Annotated in this window: 14 protein-coding genes; 3 read left to right on the top strand and 11 right to left on the bottom strand. The window is 64.9% G+C overall.

All coding sequences use genetic code 11. The annotated features are described in order from the left end of the window. Positions 1-11: 11 nt before the first annotated feature. Genes MESOP_RS02470 through MESOP_RS02460 form a run of 3 tightly spaced genes read left to right on the top strand, consistent with a single transcriptional unit; the run spans position 12 to position 2859 of the window. Positions 12-1010, top strand: a complete 999-nt coding sequence (locus tag MESOP_RS02470) for an ABC transporter permease (RefSeq protein WP_245265044.1) — start codon at positions 12-14, stop codon at positions 1008-1010. Further along, positions 1007-1975: an ABC transporter permease gene (locus MESOP_RS02465; RefSeq protein WP_013891737.1), complete on the top strand. Its 969-nt coding sequence runs from the start codon at positions 1007-1009 to the stop codon at positions 1973-1975. The genes MESOP_RS02470 and MESOP_RS02465 overlap by 4 nt, the downstream gene beginning before the upstream one ends. A 2-nt stretch (positions 1976-1977) precedes the next feature. Beyond that, positions 1978-2859, top strand: a complete 882-nt coding sequence (locus MESOP_RS02460; protein ID WP_013891736.1) for an SMP-30/gluconolactonase/LRE family protein — start codon at positions 1978-1980, stop codon at positions 2857-2859. Between the two features lie 4 nt (positions 2860-2863). Here MESOP_RS02460 and MESOP_RS02455 read toward each other — a convergent pair whose 3' ends face one another. The 11 genes from MESOP_RS02455 to MESOP_RS02405 all read right to left on the bottom strand — a co-directional run bounded on the left by MESOP_RS02455 (position 2864) and on the right by MESOP_RS02405 (position 14163). Continuing rightward, entirely contained in the window at positions 2864-3556 is a 693-nt protein-coding gene (locus MESOP_RS02455) for an amino acid ABC transporter permease (RefSeq protein WP_013891735.1), read from the bottom strand. A gap of 3 nt (positions 3557-3559) precedes the next feature. After that, positions 3560-4225: an amino acid ABC transporter permease gene (locus MESOP_RS02450; RefSeq protein ID WP_013891734.1), complete on the bottom strand. Its 666-nt coding sequence runs from the start codon at positions 4223-4225 to the stop codon at positions 3560-3562. A gap of 59 nt (positions 4226-4284) precedes the next feature. Beyond that, complete coding sequence (locus MESOP_RS02445) at positions 4285-5094, bottom strand: transporter substrate-binding domain-containing protein (protein WP_013891733.1); 810 nt, start codon at positions 5092-5094, stop codon at positions 4285-4287. Positions 5095-5402: 308 nt separating this feature from the next. Next, entirely contained in the window at positions 5403-6032 is a 630-nt protein-coding gene (phnN, locus tag MESOP_RS02440) for a phosphonate metabolism protein/1,5-bisphosphokinase (PRPP-forming) PhnN (RefSeq protein ID WP_013891732.1), read from the bottom strand. Next, complete coding sequence (locus MESOP_RS02435; protein WP_013891731.1) at positions 6029-7183, bottom strand: alpha-D-ribose 1-methylphosphonate 5-triphosphate diphosphatase; 1155 nt, start codon at positions 7181-7183, stop codon at positions 6029-6031. The genes phnN and MESOP_RS02435 overlap by 4 nt, the downstream gene beginning before the upstream one ends. A 41-nt stretch (positions 7184-7224) precedes the next feature. Continuing rightward, positions 7225-7932, bottom strand: a complete 708-nt coding sequence (locus MESOP_RS02430; RefSeq protein WP_013891730.1) for a DUF1045 domain-containing protein — start codon at positions 7930-7932, stop codon at positions 7225-7227. 153 nt (positions 7933-8085) lie between these two features. Then, entirely contained in the window at positions 8086-8898 is an 813-nt protein-coding gene (gene iolB / locus MESOP_RS02425) for a 5-deoxy-glucuronate isomerase (RefSeq protein WP_013891729.1), read from the bottom strand. 167 nt (positions 8899-9065) lie between these two features. Continuing rightward, complete coding sequence (locus MESOP_RS02420) at positions 9066-9284, bottom strand: hypothetical protein (RefSeq protein WP_013891728.1); 219 nt, start codon at positions 9282-9284, stop codon at positions 9066-9068. A 43-nt stretch (positions 9285-9327) separates the two neighbouring features. Beyond that, the gene (iolE, locus tag MESOP_RS02415) at positions 9328-10245 is read right to left on the bottom strand and encodes a myo-inosose-2 dehydratase (protein WP_013891727.1); all 918 of its coding nucleotides are present in this window, start codon (positions 10243-10245) and stop codon (positions 9328-9330) included. Positions 10246-10327: 82 nt separating this feature from the next. Further along, the gene (gene iolD, locus MESOP_RS02410) at positions 10328-12178 is read right to left on the bottom strand and encodes a 3D-(3,5/4)-trihydroxycyclohexane-1,2-dione acylhydrolase (decyclizing) (protein ID WP_013891726.1); all 1851 of its coding nucleotides are present in this window, start codon (positions 12176-12178) and stop codon (positions 10328-10330) included. A gap of 50 nt (positions 12179-12228) precedes the next feature. Next, the gene (locus tag MESOP_RS02405) at positions 12229-14163 is read right to left on the bottom strand and encodes a bifunctional 5-dehydro-2-deoxygluconokinase/5-dehydro-2-deoxyphosphogluconate aldolase (RefSeq protein ID WP_013891725.1); all 1935 of its coding nucleotides are present in this window, start codon (positions 14161-14163) and stop codon (positions 12229-12231) included. Positions 14164-14220: the final 57 nt, after the last annotated feature.

Raw genomic sequence — 14220 nt, 5'->3', positions numbered from 1 at the left:
AAGCTGTTGAAATGGCACAGATGCCGGCCAAGATGAAATCAGGCACACCAGCCGTCGACTGGCGCGGCCGCGCACTCGACCGCGCGCCGTTCCTGGTCGCCTGCCTGATGCTGGCGTTGATCGTTGCCGTCTATGGCAGCCTGCAGTCCGGTGTCTTCACGCTGGACGAGATCAACCTCGACACGGCGGCGGCAATGACGCTGATGCTGGCGGCGACCGGCCAGACCATCGTGCTGGTGCGTGGCGGCATCGACCTGTCGATCGGTGGCATGATCAGCCTCGGCACGGTGATCGCCGCGACGCGCTTCACCGACGATCCGTCGACCACCGCACTTTGGGCGCTGATCATCCTGGCGCTCGGCTTCGCCGTCGGCGCGCTCAACGGTCTGCTGATCTCGGTGCTCAAACTGCAGCCCTTCCTCGTCACCCTCGCCACCTGGTCGATCCTCAACGGCGTCGCCATGATCATCCTGCCGACCGATGGCGGCAGCGTTCCTTCCTGGTGGGTCGGCTTCGCCTCGGCACAGATGTTCAGCCTGACCAGTCCGGTCTGGATGCTGCTGGCGTTGCTCGTGTTCTGGTGGTGGTTCCGCGCCACGCGTGTCGGCATAGCCATCCAGGCGACCGGCTCCAACGAAAAATCGGCCTTCCTGTCGGGTGTTTCGATCACCCGCGTCAACCTCGTCACCTATGGTCTCTCAGGCCTGTTCGCGGCCGGCGCCGCACTGTTCCTGGTGACGCAGACCGGTGCCGGCTCGCCTACCATCGGCAAGGACTATATCCTGCCTTCGGTGGCGGCGGCGGTCATCGGCGGCGTCAGCCTGTTCGGCGGCCGTGGCCATCTCGCCGGCACGCTGATCGGCGCCTTCGTGCTGACGCTGATCGGCAATCTCGTCTTCGTCCTGCATGTGTCGAGCTACTGGCAGCCGGTTGTTTCCGGCGTCATCCTGCTGCTCTCGGTGCTGGCCAGTTCCGTCGCCGAGAAGGCCGCAAGGAACCGTGTCCAATGAGCGCCTTCCTCGCCCGCAACCGCCTCATCGTGCTTGCCTATGCCGGCATGGTCGTGCTGCTCCTGGTCACGGCGCTGTTTTCGCCGGGATTCCTGTCGGTTTCCAACATGCGCTCGACCGTCGTGCTGGCGGCCTTCGTCGGCATCGTCGCGCTCGGCCAGACCTTCGTCATCATCGGCGGCGGCATCGACCTGTCGGTGCCATGGGTGCTGAATTCGGCCGCCATCGTCATGGCGCTGTTGTGCGGCGGCCAGGACCTGCCGCTGGTCTGGGTGATGCCGCTGCTGCTCGCCGGCGGCGCCTTCATCGGCCTGATCAACGGCGTCGGCGTCGCTCAGTTCGGCGTGCCGCCGATCATCATGACCTTGGCCACCAACGTCATCCTGCAAGGCCTGATCCTTGTGCTGACCGGCGGCTCGCCCACCCCTTCGGCGCCGGCCTTGATCCAGTTCCTGTCGGTCGGCCGCCTCGGCGGCTTCCCGGTCATCGCGCTGATCTGGCTCGGGCTGACGCTGGTGGCGACGCTGCTGCTCTCCAAGGCGGCGTTCGGCCGTCACCTCTATGCGCTCGGCACCAGCGCCACGGTCGCCGAATTCTCCGGCGTGCCGACGGCGCGCACCACCATCCTCACCTATGTCCTGTCAGGCCTCACGGCAGCCTTCGCCGGCATGCTTTTGACCGGCTATTCCGGCCAGGCCTATCTCGGCATGGGCGACGCCTATCTGTTCACCTCGATCGCCGCTGTCGCCATCGGCGGCGCCTCGATCCTCGGCGGCAGCGGCCATTATCTCGGCACCGTCGCCGGCGCCATGGTGCTGACCATCCTCACCGGTCTTTTGCCGGCTCTGAACCTGTCGAGCGGCGCGCTGCTCATCGTCTATGGCGCGGTGATCCTGCTCACCGTGTCGATCGGCAGCGAAACCTTCGCCGGTCTCGGCGGCAAGCTGCGCGGAAAAGAGGGCTGACCATGGTCGAAATCACCTGTGTCGTCGATGCCGGCGCCGAACTCGGCGAAGGCACGCTCTGGGACCCCAAGGCCGGCGTGCTCTGGTGGATCGACATCTGGAAGAAGCTGATCCACCGCTACGATCCCGCGACCGGCAAGGACGATGTTTTCGAGACACCCGAATATCTCGGCTGCCTCGGCCTGCGCGAGAAGGGCGGCCTGGTGCTGACCATGACCGACGGCTTCCATTTCTTCGATCCCGCCACCGGCAAATTCGAGGCGATCGTCGATCCGGAAGCGCATATGCCGAAGACCCGCTTCAACGACGGCAAGCCGGACCGCCAGGGCCGCTTCTGGTCGGGCACCATGTTCGAGGTGCAGGGCAAGCCGATCGAATTCATCGGCGCGCTCTATAGGCTAGATCCCGACCTGTCCGTCCACAAGATGGTCGACGGCATCGGTTGCTCCAACGGGCTGGCCTGGAGCCCGGATTCCAGGACCATGTATTTCTCCGACAGCCACGCCGGCGCGGTCTGGGCCTATGATTTCGACCCGGCCACCGGCGACATCGAAAACCGCCGCACCTTCATCGACATGACGGTGACGGGCGGCGTCGCCGATGGCGCCACGGTGGACGCCGAGGGCTGCTACTGGGTCACCATCCCGGTCACCGGCAAGGTCTGCCGCTACGACCCCGACGGCCGCCTGATGCAGACCGTGCTGTTGCCGACCGACCTGCCAACCTGCTGCGAATTCGGCGGCAAGGATCTCGATATCCTCTATGTCACCTCCGCCGTGCTCAGGCGCCCGGCCGGTCATTTCGTTGGACAGAAGAACCCGGGCGGATTGTTCGCGCTCGATGTCGGCGTCAAGGGCCTGGCCTTGCCGGCGTTCAAGGGCTGACCGGTTAAACGGCCGACATGACCAGCGGCGTCTCGACCTTGCGGACCGTTCCGGTAGCGAAACGACGCTCGAGATAGCCGGCATAGAGCGACAGCGGCCAGCACAGCGCGAAGTAGATGATCGACACCGTGCCGAACACCATCACCGGCTGGAAGGTCACGGTGTTGACCTGCGTGGCGGCGCGGGCAAGCTCGGTCAGCCCGATCAGCGAGGCGATCGATGTCGTCTTGACGATCTGCACCATGAAGCCGACGGTCGGCGGCAGCATCAGCCGCACCGCTTGCGGGATGATCACCAGCCGCAGCGTCCTGACGAAACGGAAGCCGAGCGCAGTGGCCGCCTCCCATTGCCCCTTCGGGATCGCCTCGATGGCGCCGCGGAAGATCTCGCCGAAGAAGGCGCCGCCATTGAGCGAGAAGGTCACGGCGGCCGCCACCCACGGATCCGGTCGATAGCCGAGGAACGAAGAGCCGTAATAGGCCATGAACAGCTGGATCAGGATCGGCGTGCCCATGAAGAACTGGATGTAGCCGGCGGCAAGCCAGCGCAATGGCCGTGCCGGCGCCACGCGTATCGCCGCCACCACCAGGCCGATCAGCCCGCCGCCGGCAAAAGCGATCAGGGCCAGCAGGATCGTCCAGCGCGTCGCGAGCAGCAGGAACATCAGTTCGTTGGGGCCGAAGTCGCGCAGGCTCATCGCTCAGGCCTTCCAGCGGAACATGAGTTTGCCGATGCCGGCGAAGAGCAGGCTGGCGGTCTGCACCAGCACGAAATAGATGATGGCGATGACGATGTAGACCTCGAAGCTCCTGAAGGTCTGCATGACCAGATTGTTGGCGACCGCCGTCAGCTCTTCCGCCGCGATCGCGCCGACGATCGAGGTGCCCATGATCTGCAGGATGAACTGCGCCGACAGCGACGGGTAGACTGCCCGCGCCGCCGGCACCAGCACGACATGGCGGATAATGCGGTAGCGGCCGAGGCCAAGCGATTTTGCCGCCTCGATCTGTCCCTCTGGGATGGCTTCGATGCCGGCGCGCAGGATCTCGGTCGCATAGGCGCCGAGATGGATCGACAGCGCGACGACGGCCGCCATGTTGCTCGACAGTTTGAAGCCGAACAGCGGCAGCGAGAAGAACACGAAATAGAGCTGGATCAGGAGCGGCGTGTTGCGGATCAGTTCGACATAGGCGGCGATCGTCCAAGACAGAAAGCGCGGCCCGAAGCTGCGGCCGACGGCGCCGAGGATACCGATGGCGGTGCCGAACAGGATCGACAGCGCCGCCAGCTGGATGGTCTTCTCCAGGCCGCGCAGCAAGAGGTCGAGATGGACAAGGATCGGGCCGAATTGCAGGGCGGTTTGCATGGGCATCCCGTCACGAAAAGCGGGGCCCAGAAAGGCCCCGCTGCTTCATGGAAGTGCGATCAGAAAACCGGCAGCACCGGCAGCGGCTGGTTGCGGTACTTCATCGACAGCGCATCCAGCGTGCCGTCGGTCTTCATGGCGAACAGCCAGGTGTTGATCCACTGCCGCAGATTGTCGTTGCCTTTGGCGACGCCGATGCCGAAGTAGAAGGTCTTCAGCACGTATTTCTGTTCGAACGCGTCGCCGTTCTGCGCCTTCTTCAGATAGATCTCGCCATAGTCGCCGCCGCCCATGGCGTCGATCTGGCCCGACACCATCGCCTGCAGCAGCGAGGAATAGTCGTCGAAGCGCAGGATCTCGATGCCCGGATTGGCCTCCGCGGCCTTGGTCAGCAGCCCGTCCTCGCCGGTGCCGCGCGTCAGGCCGACCTTCTTGCCGACCAGGTCGGCGACGCCCTTGATGCTGGTGCTCTTCGGCGCGATCACCACCGCCGACTGTCCGGCATAGGGGATCGAATAGTCGATCTGGATGGCCCGTGCCGGGGTGATCGAGAAGATCGAGATCACCGCGTCGACCTGCTTGGTCAGCAGCGCCGGAATGCGGCCGGGCGAGGTGACGGTGACGAATTCGACGGGCACGCCGAGTGCTTCGCCCATCTTGTTGGCGACCTCGATGTCGAAGCCGGTCGGCTTCAGGTTGGCGTCGAGAAAGCCGTAGGGCGGCGTCGTGGTGTCGATGGCGACGACCAGCTTGCCGCGCGAGATGATATCCTCGACCGACTGCGCCGAAGCGATCGACGGCAACAGCGCCGAAAGCGCCAGCACAAAGCCGGCCAGCAAGGCACCGGCCCCTCCCAGGAAAGTCCGCATGTTTTCCTCCCATGCATTTTTTGAGCGCCTCGTGTCGGCATCGCTCATGCGGGGCGCAGGCCGCGCGACGACGTAAATTCTTGCTCGCTTCGCTGACATCCCCTTGCAAAACCGGGGCGCAGCGCTCCTCCGCAGATATAATGGTATGCTATTATAATATTTAAGACCTGTCCATGACCGCTTCAGCCGACTTCGGATCGATATATGGTAACGGTACCACACTGCATCGTGCTGATGCGTCCAGTCAACCGCTCGTGAGCCCATAGGAAGGTCTGCACGGCAGTCAGCCATGTTGGAAGCGATGAAAACTAGATCAGGCCCGACATATCGGAAAAGGCCATGGCCTTGCGCAACAGCTCGGCGAAGCGTTCGCCGGCCACTTCGCGCGCGCCGCTGTTGTCGATCGAGGTGACGCCAGGACCGGACAGGGTGACATTGGCGCTGCGTGCCAGCCGCGCCAGCACTTCGCCGCGCGACTCGCGGCCGCGCATCGCCAGCCGCTCGGCCAGCACATTCGGCGATGCGGTGATTTCGACTATGGCCAGGTTGGCGTAGCGCTCGCGCAACACCGGAATGACCGCGCGCGACACATTCGCCACCGCGACACGGCCGTTGGCCACCGACCAGTCGACATCGGCGGGCAGGCCATAGCGCAGGCCATGCGCCTCCCAGGAGATGGCGAAGGCGCCGTCGGCCTCGGCTTCGACGAAGGCGGCGTCGGCCAGCGTGTCGTGATCCTCGCTCGCCGCATCGCACGGCCTGGTGATGACGCGGCGGACGAACTCCAGCCGGGTCTCATCGGTGAACAGCGCGCGGGCGTAGCCGATCACCGTGTCCTTGCCGGCGCCGCTTGGGCCGACGACGGCGACAAAGACGCCATGGCGGATCGGAAACGTTTCGGCGGACAGTTCACGCTCGATCAAGGCCGACACCATCATGCAACCCGCAGTCCCTGCCGCCAGACGGTACGCACCACCGGAACATGGTCGTCGACGCGCACGCGCACCAGGTCGGCGCGCCGGCCCTGCTCGATGATGCCGCGGTCATTGAGGCCAACCGCTTCGGCCGGGTTCTTCGAAACCATGGCGACCGCCTGCGGCAGCGAGATGCCTTCGACCACGTCGCCGAGGAAGAAGGCGGACTGGATCAGGCTGAAGGGAATATAGTCGGATGACAGGATGTCGAGCAGGCCGTCGCTCGCCAGCGTGCGGGCCGAGACATTGCCCGAATGCGAGGCGCCGCGCATGACGTTGGGCGCGCCCATCAGCACGCCGAGCCCGGCTTCTTTCGAAGCGCGCGCGGCTTCTTGCGTGGTCGGGAACTCGGCGACGCGCACGCCCTGTTCGATCGCCTCGCCGACATGGCCGATGGTTGCATCGTCATGGCTGGCCAGCACGATCCCGCGCTCCTGGCAGGCGGCGGCGATATGCACCCGGTTCGGCCTCGAATTGAGCGCCGACTCGCTCATCCGCTTCTCGCAGAATTTCTGGAAGTCGCGGTCCGTCAGCTTCAGCTTGCGCTGGTAGTAATAGGCATAGGTTTCCAGATTGACGAACTGGCGCTGTCCCGGGGCATGGTCCATCAGCGATGCCAGCTTGACCCGCTCGTCGCCGTCGAAATTGGCGAAAGCCTTGAGGCAGTCCGGCGCCGAAACCTCGCAGCGCAGGTGGATGAAATGGTCGGCCCGCAGCCGGTCCTGCTGCACACTGTCCTCGATGGCATCGGCCAGCTTGCGGATGTCGGCGGAGGTGAGATCGGCGTCCTCGTCCATGCCGACGCGCAGGGCGTCGAGCACGGTGGTGATGCCGGCGGTCGCCACCTGCGCGTCATGGGCAAGCACGGCGGCGATCGGGTTCCAGCGCACCTTCGGCCGTGGCGCGTAATGGCCCTCGAGATGGTCGGTGTGGAGTTCGACCAGCCCGGGAATGATGTAATCGCCGCCCATGTCCTCGCCGGCCATATTCCCGCCGGTTTGGCCAGTGCCCGCATCGATGCCGGCGATGAGCCCGTCGCGCAGCACCAGCGAACCCTCGACGATCTCGTCGGCAAGCACGATGCGGGCATTGGAAAGAACGGTCTCGGCGGTCATTTCAGGCAATCCTTGGTTCTTCCGGTCGGAACTGTTCCGGCTCAGGCGGTCTTTCTGGCCGGGCGGCGCCCAAGCGCGTGATGGGAAAGCACCATGAACGGTGCCCCCGGTTCGAGTTCGACGAACAGCGTCAGCGCATCCACCAGCACCGGCTGCGAAAGCACCTCCGCGAACAGGCTGTCGATTGCTGCGCGCAGACGTGGGCTTTCCTGTGGCCCGGCCCGGCCGGACAGCGTCATGTGGAAGCGGAAGGTCTCGAAGACATAAGGGTAACCCCACTGGCAGAGGTTGCGAAACTCGGCTGGCTTCAGCGAATCCGGGCTGCGCCGCTCGATCTCGGCCTCGGTCAGCGGCGCACGGAAGCGGTCGAAATCGCGCACGACGTCATCGGCGAAACGGTTGAGCGGCGGCAATGGTCCTTCCGGCACGAGCGCGAAGAAACTGTCGATCTGGCTGACGACAAGACGCGGGATCGTCACCACCGGCGTTGCTTCGGCAAAATGGTCGAGTGCCGCGCGCAGCGAGGCCTCGGTCTCGTTGGCCGCCAGGCGGAAGGGCGCCTTCAGCGTCGCGTGGAAGCCGTAGCGGCGCGCCGAAGCGGTGTGGAAGGCGACTTCCGCCGCCGACAGGTCAGCCACCGCCTCGACGGGCTTCGTCGCGGCGCCGAACGGGTCGCGGCCCAGCCAGTTGGCTGCGATCCGCGCCAGCGGCTCGTCCTGCCGGGGGGTGAAATAGATGGCGTAGCGCATGAAAAATCCTCGTCAGTCTCGCTGCCATAGGTGATTTCCATGACGGATTGACGAAGCTTTGAAGGGTTTTCGATGGCAAATCGACCCCTGTCGGTCCTTAGCCGACGATTTTTCCGAGCTGGACCAGTGGCTTCGGCCGAAAACCCGGAACGGTCAGGCCTTCATCAACCATTCGTGCTCGGGCGCATTGTGGAATTTCCACGTCCGCTTCGGTCCGGCCATGACGTTGAGATAATAGAGATCATAGCCATGGCAGGCGGCGCAGGGATGGTAGCCCTCGGGCACCAGCACGACATCGCCGTCCTCGATCGCCATCGCCTCGTCGAGCGCGCGATGGCCGCTCTTGTCGGCGTCGGTATAGACGCGCTGGAAGGCAAAGCCCTGCGGCGGGTTGAGGCGGTGGTAGTAGGTTTCCTCGAGATAGGATTCGGCGGGCAGATTGTCCTGGTCATGCTTGTGCGGCGGATAGCTCGACGTGTGGCCGCCGGGCGTGATGACCTCGACCACCAGCAGCGAGTCCGCCGGCTGGCCTTCCGGCAGGATGTTGGTGACGTAGCGCGTGTTGGTGCCCTTGCCGCGCACCTCTTGGCCGAGATCGTCGGGTCCGATCACCCGGACCGGCAGGCCGCCGCCGAGGCCCGGCGCCGAGCAGACGGCGAGTTCCAGTTCGGTGTCCGCGGTCACGGACCAGTCCGATCCCTGCGGCACATAGACCGACCATGGCTTGCCCTCGAAGGGCGACATACGTTCGCCGAGCAGGCCGAGGTCCTTGCCGCCGGCTTTCGCCTTGCCCTTGCCGGTGACGAAGACCAGGCAGATTTCGCGGTCGTCAGTCTTTCCGGAAGCCGTTTCGCCCGGCTTCAGCCGATGCAGGTCGAAACCGACATAGGTCCAGCCGGCGCTTTCCGGCGTCACATGAGCGACGCGGCCATGGCCCTTGTCGGCTTTGACGAGCAGCTTCGACATTTTTTGTCTCCTATCGCAGATATTCGAGGTGCGCCGAGGCCCCGCCTTCGTCATCCTGGGGTCTGCGCCGCGCCGCGTCGCTCCTTGCTCCGCCCCAGGATGACGAGGCGGGAGGCGTTTCAGGCAATCTCCAACGCACGCGACCCGTTCGGCGCCCAACGGCCCCTCTATTCCTTCGGTTCGGCCTCGGCCGGCGCCTTGCTCTCATCGACCGGCTTGTAGAGGTAGAAAAACTGCCAAACGCCGTAGCCGGCGAAGCCGAGCGCGATGACGCCCCAGAACGGGGTGCCGGTGGCGAACTCGATGATCGACCAGATGACGCAGACCGCGACGACGGCGACACGCCGCCAAAGCGGGCGGAAGAAGGGGTGCTCGGAATCTTTCATCGCGCCAATCTACAGCAACCTGCTTCGCCGTGAACCCATCGCGTCAGGCATTCGGAAAACCCTGGGTTTCGACCGTATAGCCGGCGGCGGTCATCACTCGCATCAGCTCCTTGTGGCCAAGCTGCGCCATCTTCAGCGGGGGGTTCTTCTTCGGGTCCTGCTCGGCCTCGACCACGAACCAGCCCTCATAGCCATGGTCGGCGAAGCGCTGCACGATGGCGCCGAAATCCAGCGAGCCGTCGCCCGGCACGGTGAAGGCGCCGAGCGCCACCGCGTCGAGGAACGATTGCTTGGTGCGATCGAGCTTGTCGATCACCCCCATGCGCACATCCTTCACATGCACATGGCTGATCCGCTTGTGGTGGTTGTCGATGGCGCGCAGCACATCGCCGCCGGCGAAGGCCAGATGTCCGGCGTCGAGCAGCAGCGGAATGCCTTCGCCGGAATGGCGCATGAAGGCATTGAGCTCCGGCTCGGTCTCGACCACGGCCGCCATGTGGTGGTGATAGGACAGCGGCATGCCTTGCCCGGCACACCATTCGCCGAAAGCGGTCACGCGCTTGGCATAGGCCTTCATCTCATCGTCCGAGAGTTTCGGCTTGGTGGCCAGCGGCTTGGAGCGGTCGCCCTGAATCGAGCGGCCGACCTCGCCATAGACGATGCAGGGCGCGTTGACCGCCTTGAACAGGTCGATCATCGGCTGGATACGATCCTGGTTCTTCGCCATCTCCTCGTCGACCAGCGTGCCGGAAAACCAGCCGCCGCACAGCGTCACGTCAGCCTTCTTCAGGATCGGCAGCATGACAGCGGGGTCGTTGGGAAAACGCCGGCCCATCTCCATGCCGGTGAAGCCGGCCGAACGCGACTGGCGCAGGCATTCTTCCAGCGACACGTCATCGCTGAGTTCGGCAAGATCGTCGTTCCACCATGCAATGGGGGACATGCCCAGTTTGGCTTTCAAGTTTTAGCTCCGGTTTCTTGTTCACCCTCCCCCTTGTGGGGAGGGTCGCTGCGCAGCAGCGGGGTGGGGGTCAGCGCCGATATCAATCGCCAACGCTCTGCATCTGCCGCTTCTCGTCATAGGCCTTGCGCGCCGCGTTGACCTGGGGCCGCGCCGACACTTCCGGCACCGCCACATCCCACCAATGGCCGCCGGCATCGGTGGAGACAAGCGGGTCGGTGTCGATGACCAGCACCGTGGTGCGGTCGTTTGCCTTGGCCTTTTGCAGCGCATTTTCCAGCCCGGCGATCGACGGCACTTTTTCGGCGATCGCGCCCAGGCTCGCCGCGTGCGCGGCGAAGTCGATGTCGGGCAGGATCTCGTGGCGCGAGTCCTTCAGGAGGTTGTTGAAGTTGGCGCCGCCGGTGGCCATCTGCAGCCGGTTGATGCAGCCATAACCCCTGTTGTCGAGCACCACGATGGTGAGCTTCAGGCCGAGCATCACCGATGTGGCGATTTCGGAATTCATCATGAGGTAGGAGCCGTCGCCGACCATGACGACGATCTCCCGGTCGGGCTTGGCCATCTTGGCGCCGAGCCCGCCGGCAATCTCGTAGCCCATGGTCGAGAAGCCATATTCGCCATGGTACGAGCCGGGCGCTCCCGCCTGCCAGAGTTTATGCAGTTCACCCGGCAGGCCGCCCGACGCGTTCAGCAAAATCACGCCTGACCCCATTGCACGCTGCACGGCGCCGATCACCTGCGCATCCGAGGGGAAGGCAGCGTTGGTCGACGCCGTCACCTTGGAGGCGTCAACCTGCCAGGCCTTCTTCCCGGCAGCGGAATTGTCGGTCCAGGCGGCAGGCGCTTTCCAGCCCTTGAGCGCGGCACCCAGTTCGGCGAGTCCTTCGGCCGCGTCGGCGACCAGCGGCAGCGCGCGGTGCTTGCCGGCATCGAAAGGCTGCACGTTGAGCCCGATGATGGTCTTGCCGGAGTTCTTGAACAGCGCCCACGAGCCGGTGGTGAAATCCTGCAGGCGCGTGCCGATGGCCAGCACCACATCGGCCTCTTCGGCGAGCCTGTTGGCGGCCGAGGTGCCGGTGACGCCGACCGCCGCCATGTTGAGCGGATGATTGTCCGGCAGCGAGGATTTGCCGCCTTGCGTCTCGCACACAGGAATGCCGGCACCTTCCACGAATTTCGCCAGTTCATCGGAAGCCTGCGAATAAAGCACGCCGCCGCCGGCGATGATCAGCGGCTTCTTCGCGCTTTTCAGCGCCGCCACCGCCGCTGCCAGTTCGCCGCGATCCGGACGCGGCCGGCGCTGGTGCCAGACCCGCTCGGCGAAAAAGCTCTCGGGATAGTCGTAGGCCTCGGCCTGTACGTCCTGGCAGAGCGACAGCGTTACCGGGCCGCATTCGGCCGGATCGGTCAACACCTGCATCGCGCGGCTCAGCGCCGGGATGATCTGTTCGGGCCGGGTGATGCGGTCGAAATAGCGCGACACAGGCTTAAAGCAGTCATTGACCGTCGCCGTGCCATCGGAAAAGTCCTCGGCCTGCTGCAGCACCGGATCGGGAATGCGGTTGGCGAAGACATCGCCTGGCAAAAACAGGACGGGCAACCTGTTTACGTGCGCCAGTGCCGCAGCCGTCACCATGTTGAGCGCGCCCGGGCCGATCGAAGAGGTCGCGGCCATGAAGCGGCGGCGGAAATTGGCCTTGCCATAGGCGATCGCCGCATGCGCCATCGCCTGTTCGTTATGGGCGCGAAAGGTCGGCAATTCCTGCCGAACCTGGTACAGCGCCTCGCCGATGCCGGCGACATTGCCGTGGCCGAAGATCGCCCAGACGCCGCCGAAAATAGGCACTTTCTGGCCGTCGATCTCGGCCATCTGGCGGCTGAGAAAGCGGATCAGCGCCTGCGCCATCGTCAGGCGGATTGTCTTGCTCATGGTGTTTTCCTCCGCGGTCCTGCGTCGCGTCTTGTTAAGCTGCGCTCTTCTTATGCTGCTTTGCGGCCGCGTGCGGCAAGCCACGCTTCGGTCAGCTGTTCGAAGCGCGATGCCATGTCGGCGACGGCCTCGTCATCCGACATCTTGCCGGCCAACCATTGTTCGGCCGCGTGGACGAAGATGGTCCGGCCGACGGCAAAACCTTTCACGATCGGCGCCTTGGCGGTAGCGGCGAAGGCCGCTTCCAGCTCGTCCTGCGGTGCTTCCAGCCCAAGCAGCACGATGCCGCGGCACCAGGGATCGTGTTTCAGGATGACGGCTTCGATCCTGGCCCAGGCGCCGCTCGACGCCTGCGGTTCGAGCTTCCACCAGTCCGGCTTGATGCCGAGCGCATAGAGTTCCTCCAGCGCGCGCGGGATCGTCGTGTCGTCGAGCTTGCCATGCTTGCCGGCGATGATCTCGATGAGAAGCTCCCGGCCGACTTTCCGCGCCGCCTCGAACAGCGCGCGCAGCTTCTGCTGCTGCTCTTCCTTGAGCGCCGCCGGGTCGTCCGGGTGGTAGAAGCACAGGCACTTGATGCAGTGATCGACAGGCCATTCGGTGAGCTGCGAGCCGATGTCCTGCGAGAATTCGAAGCGCAGCGGCCGCGAACCGGGCAATTCGACCGGCCGGCCGAGCCAGGCGAAGGGATGGCGGGCGAATTCGAACATCGCCTCGCGGCCATGTTTCTCATCGATCAGCATGCCATAGCCGTCGCGCCCGGCGGCGACCTTGGCCGCCGCCTTGACCGCCAGCACCTTGAAATCGCGGATGCGCGCCGGATCGGCGCCGGCCTTCGCGGCGACATCCTCGAGCTGGATGCGATGGTCGCAGGCCAGCGCCATCAGCGAGGGAACGTCGCGCCGGCGGGTTGTCGCCCAATGGATGTGGTTGATCGCCTCGTCCTTGCGCAGCGCCCGATGCTTGCTGCCGTTCTTGAGGAAGAACTGCAGCTCCTCGAAGGTCGGATATTCCGGCGCGCACAGCAGCCGCGAGACGGCGAAGGCGCCGCAGGCATTGGCCCAGGTCGCCGCCGTCGCATGGTCTTCGCCGCCGAGCCAGCCGCGCAGAAAGCCAGACATGAAGGCGTCGCCGGCGCCGAGCACATTGTAGATCTCGATCGGAAAACCCTTGCCGACGATGCCGTCTTCCAGATCGTCGCTGATCGGCCCGTCATAGACGATGCAGCCCATGGCGCCGCGCTTGAGCACGATGGTCGCCGAAGACAGCGCGCGGATCGTCTTCAGCGCGCTCAGGCAGTCGTCGGCGCCGGACGCGATCATGATCTCTTCCTCGGTGCCGACGATGAGATCGCAATCGGGCAGCACCGTCTTCAACTGGGCCGAGACCCGATCGGACTTCACATAGCGCTCGAAGCCCTCGGCATGGCCGGCGAGGCCCCACAGGTTCGGCCGGTAGTCGATGTCGAAGACCACCTTGCCGCCCTTGGCTTTCATGATGCGGATCGCCTTGCGCTGGGCGGCATCGCTGTTGGGGCGCGAAAAATGCGTGCCGGTGACGACGATCGCGCGCGCCGAGGAGATGAACGCTTCGTCGATATCCTCCTCGGCCAGCGCCATGTCGGCGCAGTCCGAGCGGTAGAAGATCATCGGCGAAACGCCCTCATCCTCGACCGAAAGCAGCACCAGCGCGGTCAGCCGTTCCTTGTCGGTCTTCAACCCGTCGGTGTTGACGCCTTCGCGCTTCAACTGCTCGCGGATGAAGCGGCCCATCTGCTCGTCCCCGACGCGCGTCAGCAGCGCCGAGCGCAGGCCGAGCCTGGCCGTGCCGACCGAGATGTTGGCCGGGCAGCCGCCGACCGACTTGGCGAAGGAGGTGATGTCCTCCAGCCGCGAGCCGATCTGCTGGCCATAGAGGTCGACCGAGGCACGACCGATGGTGATGACGTCGAGCGGCGCCTGTCTTGCGTCCACGGCTTCGCTCATTGGAACCTCCCGTCGGTCTTGTTGTCATGAACAACATTGTTTGGGTAACACGCGCGA

The sequence above is a fragment of the Mesorhizobium opportunistum WSM2075 genome, assembly GCF_000176035.2.
GTDB classification, from domain to species: domain Bacteria; phylum Pseudomonadota; class Alphaproteobacteria; order Rhizobiales; family Rhizobiaceae; genus Mesorhizobium; species Mesorhizobium opportunistum.
The sequence above is the reverse complement of the archived record's forward strand: the minus strand, read 5'-3'. Positions and strand labels throughout refer to the sequence as shown.

Bases quoted from the DNA above. Each gene is read 5' to 3' on its own strand.
- MESOP_RS02435 (WP_013891731.1), bottom strand. From the start codon at position 7,183: ATGACCGCCGAGACCGTTCTTTCCAATGCCCGCATCGTGCTTGCCGAC.
- MESOP_RS02450 (WP_013891734.1), bottom strand. From the start codon at position 4,225: ATGCAAACCGCCCTGCAATTCGGCCCGATCCTTGTCCATCTCGACCTC.
- MESOP_RS02445 (WP_013891733.1), bottom strand. From the start codon at position 5,094: ATGCGGACTTTCCTGGGAGGGGCCGGTGCCTTGCTGGCCGGCTTTGTG.
- MESOP_RS02430 (WP_013891730.1), bottom strand. From the start codon at position 7,932: ATGCGCTACGCCATCTATTTCACCCCCCGGCAGGACGAGCCGCTGGCG.
- MESOP_RS02420 (WP_013891728.1), bottom strand. From the start codon at position 9,284: ATGAAAGATTCCGAGCACCCCTTCTTCCGCCCGCTTTGGCGGCGTGTC.
- MESOP_RS02405 (WP_013891725.1), bottom strand. From the start codon at position 14,163: ATGAGCGAAGCCGTGGACGCAAGACAGGCGCCGCTCGACGTCATCACC.
- MESOP_RS02470 (WP_245265044.1), top strand. From the start codon at position 12: ATGGCACAGATGCCGGCCAAGATGAAATCAGGCACACCAGCCGTCGAC.
- iolD (WP_013891726.1), bottom strand. From the start codon at position 12,178: ATGAGCAAGACAATCCGCCTGACGATGGCGCAGGCGCTGATCCGCTTT.
- MESOP_RS02460 (WP_013891736.1), top strand. From the start codon at position 1,978: ATGGTCGAAATCACCTGTGTCGTCGATGCCGGCGCCGAACTCGGCGAA.
- phnN (WP_013891732.1), bottom strand. From the start codon at position 6,032: ATGATGGTGTCGGCCTTGATCGAGCGTGAACTGTCCGCCGAAACGTTT.
- MESOP_RS02455 (WP_013891735.1), bottom strand. From the start codon at position 3,556: ATGAGCCTGCGCGACTTCGGCCCCAACGAACTGATGTTCCTGCTGCTC.
- MESOP_RS02465 (WP_013891737.1), top strand. From the start codon at position 1,007: ATGAGCGCCTTCCTCGCCCGCAACCGCCTCATCGTGCTTGCCTATGCC.
- iolB (WP_013891729.1), bottom strand. From the start codon at position 8,898: ATGTCGAAGCTGCTCGTCAAAGCCGACAAGGGCCATGGCCGCGTCGCT.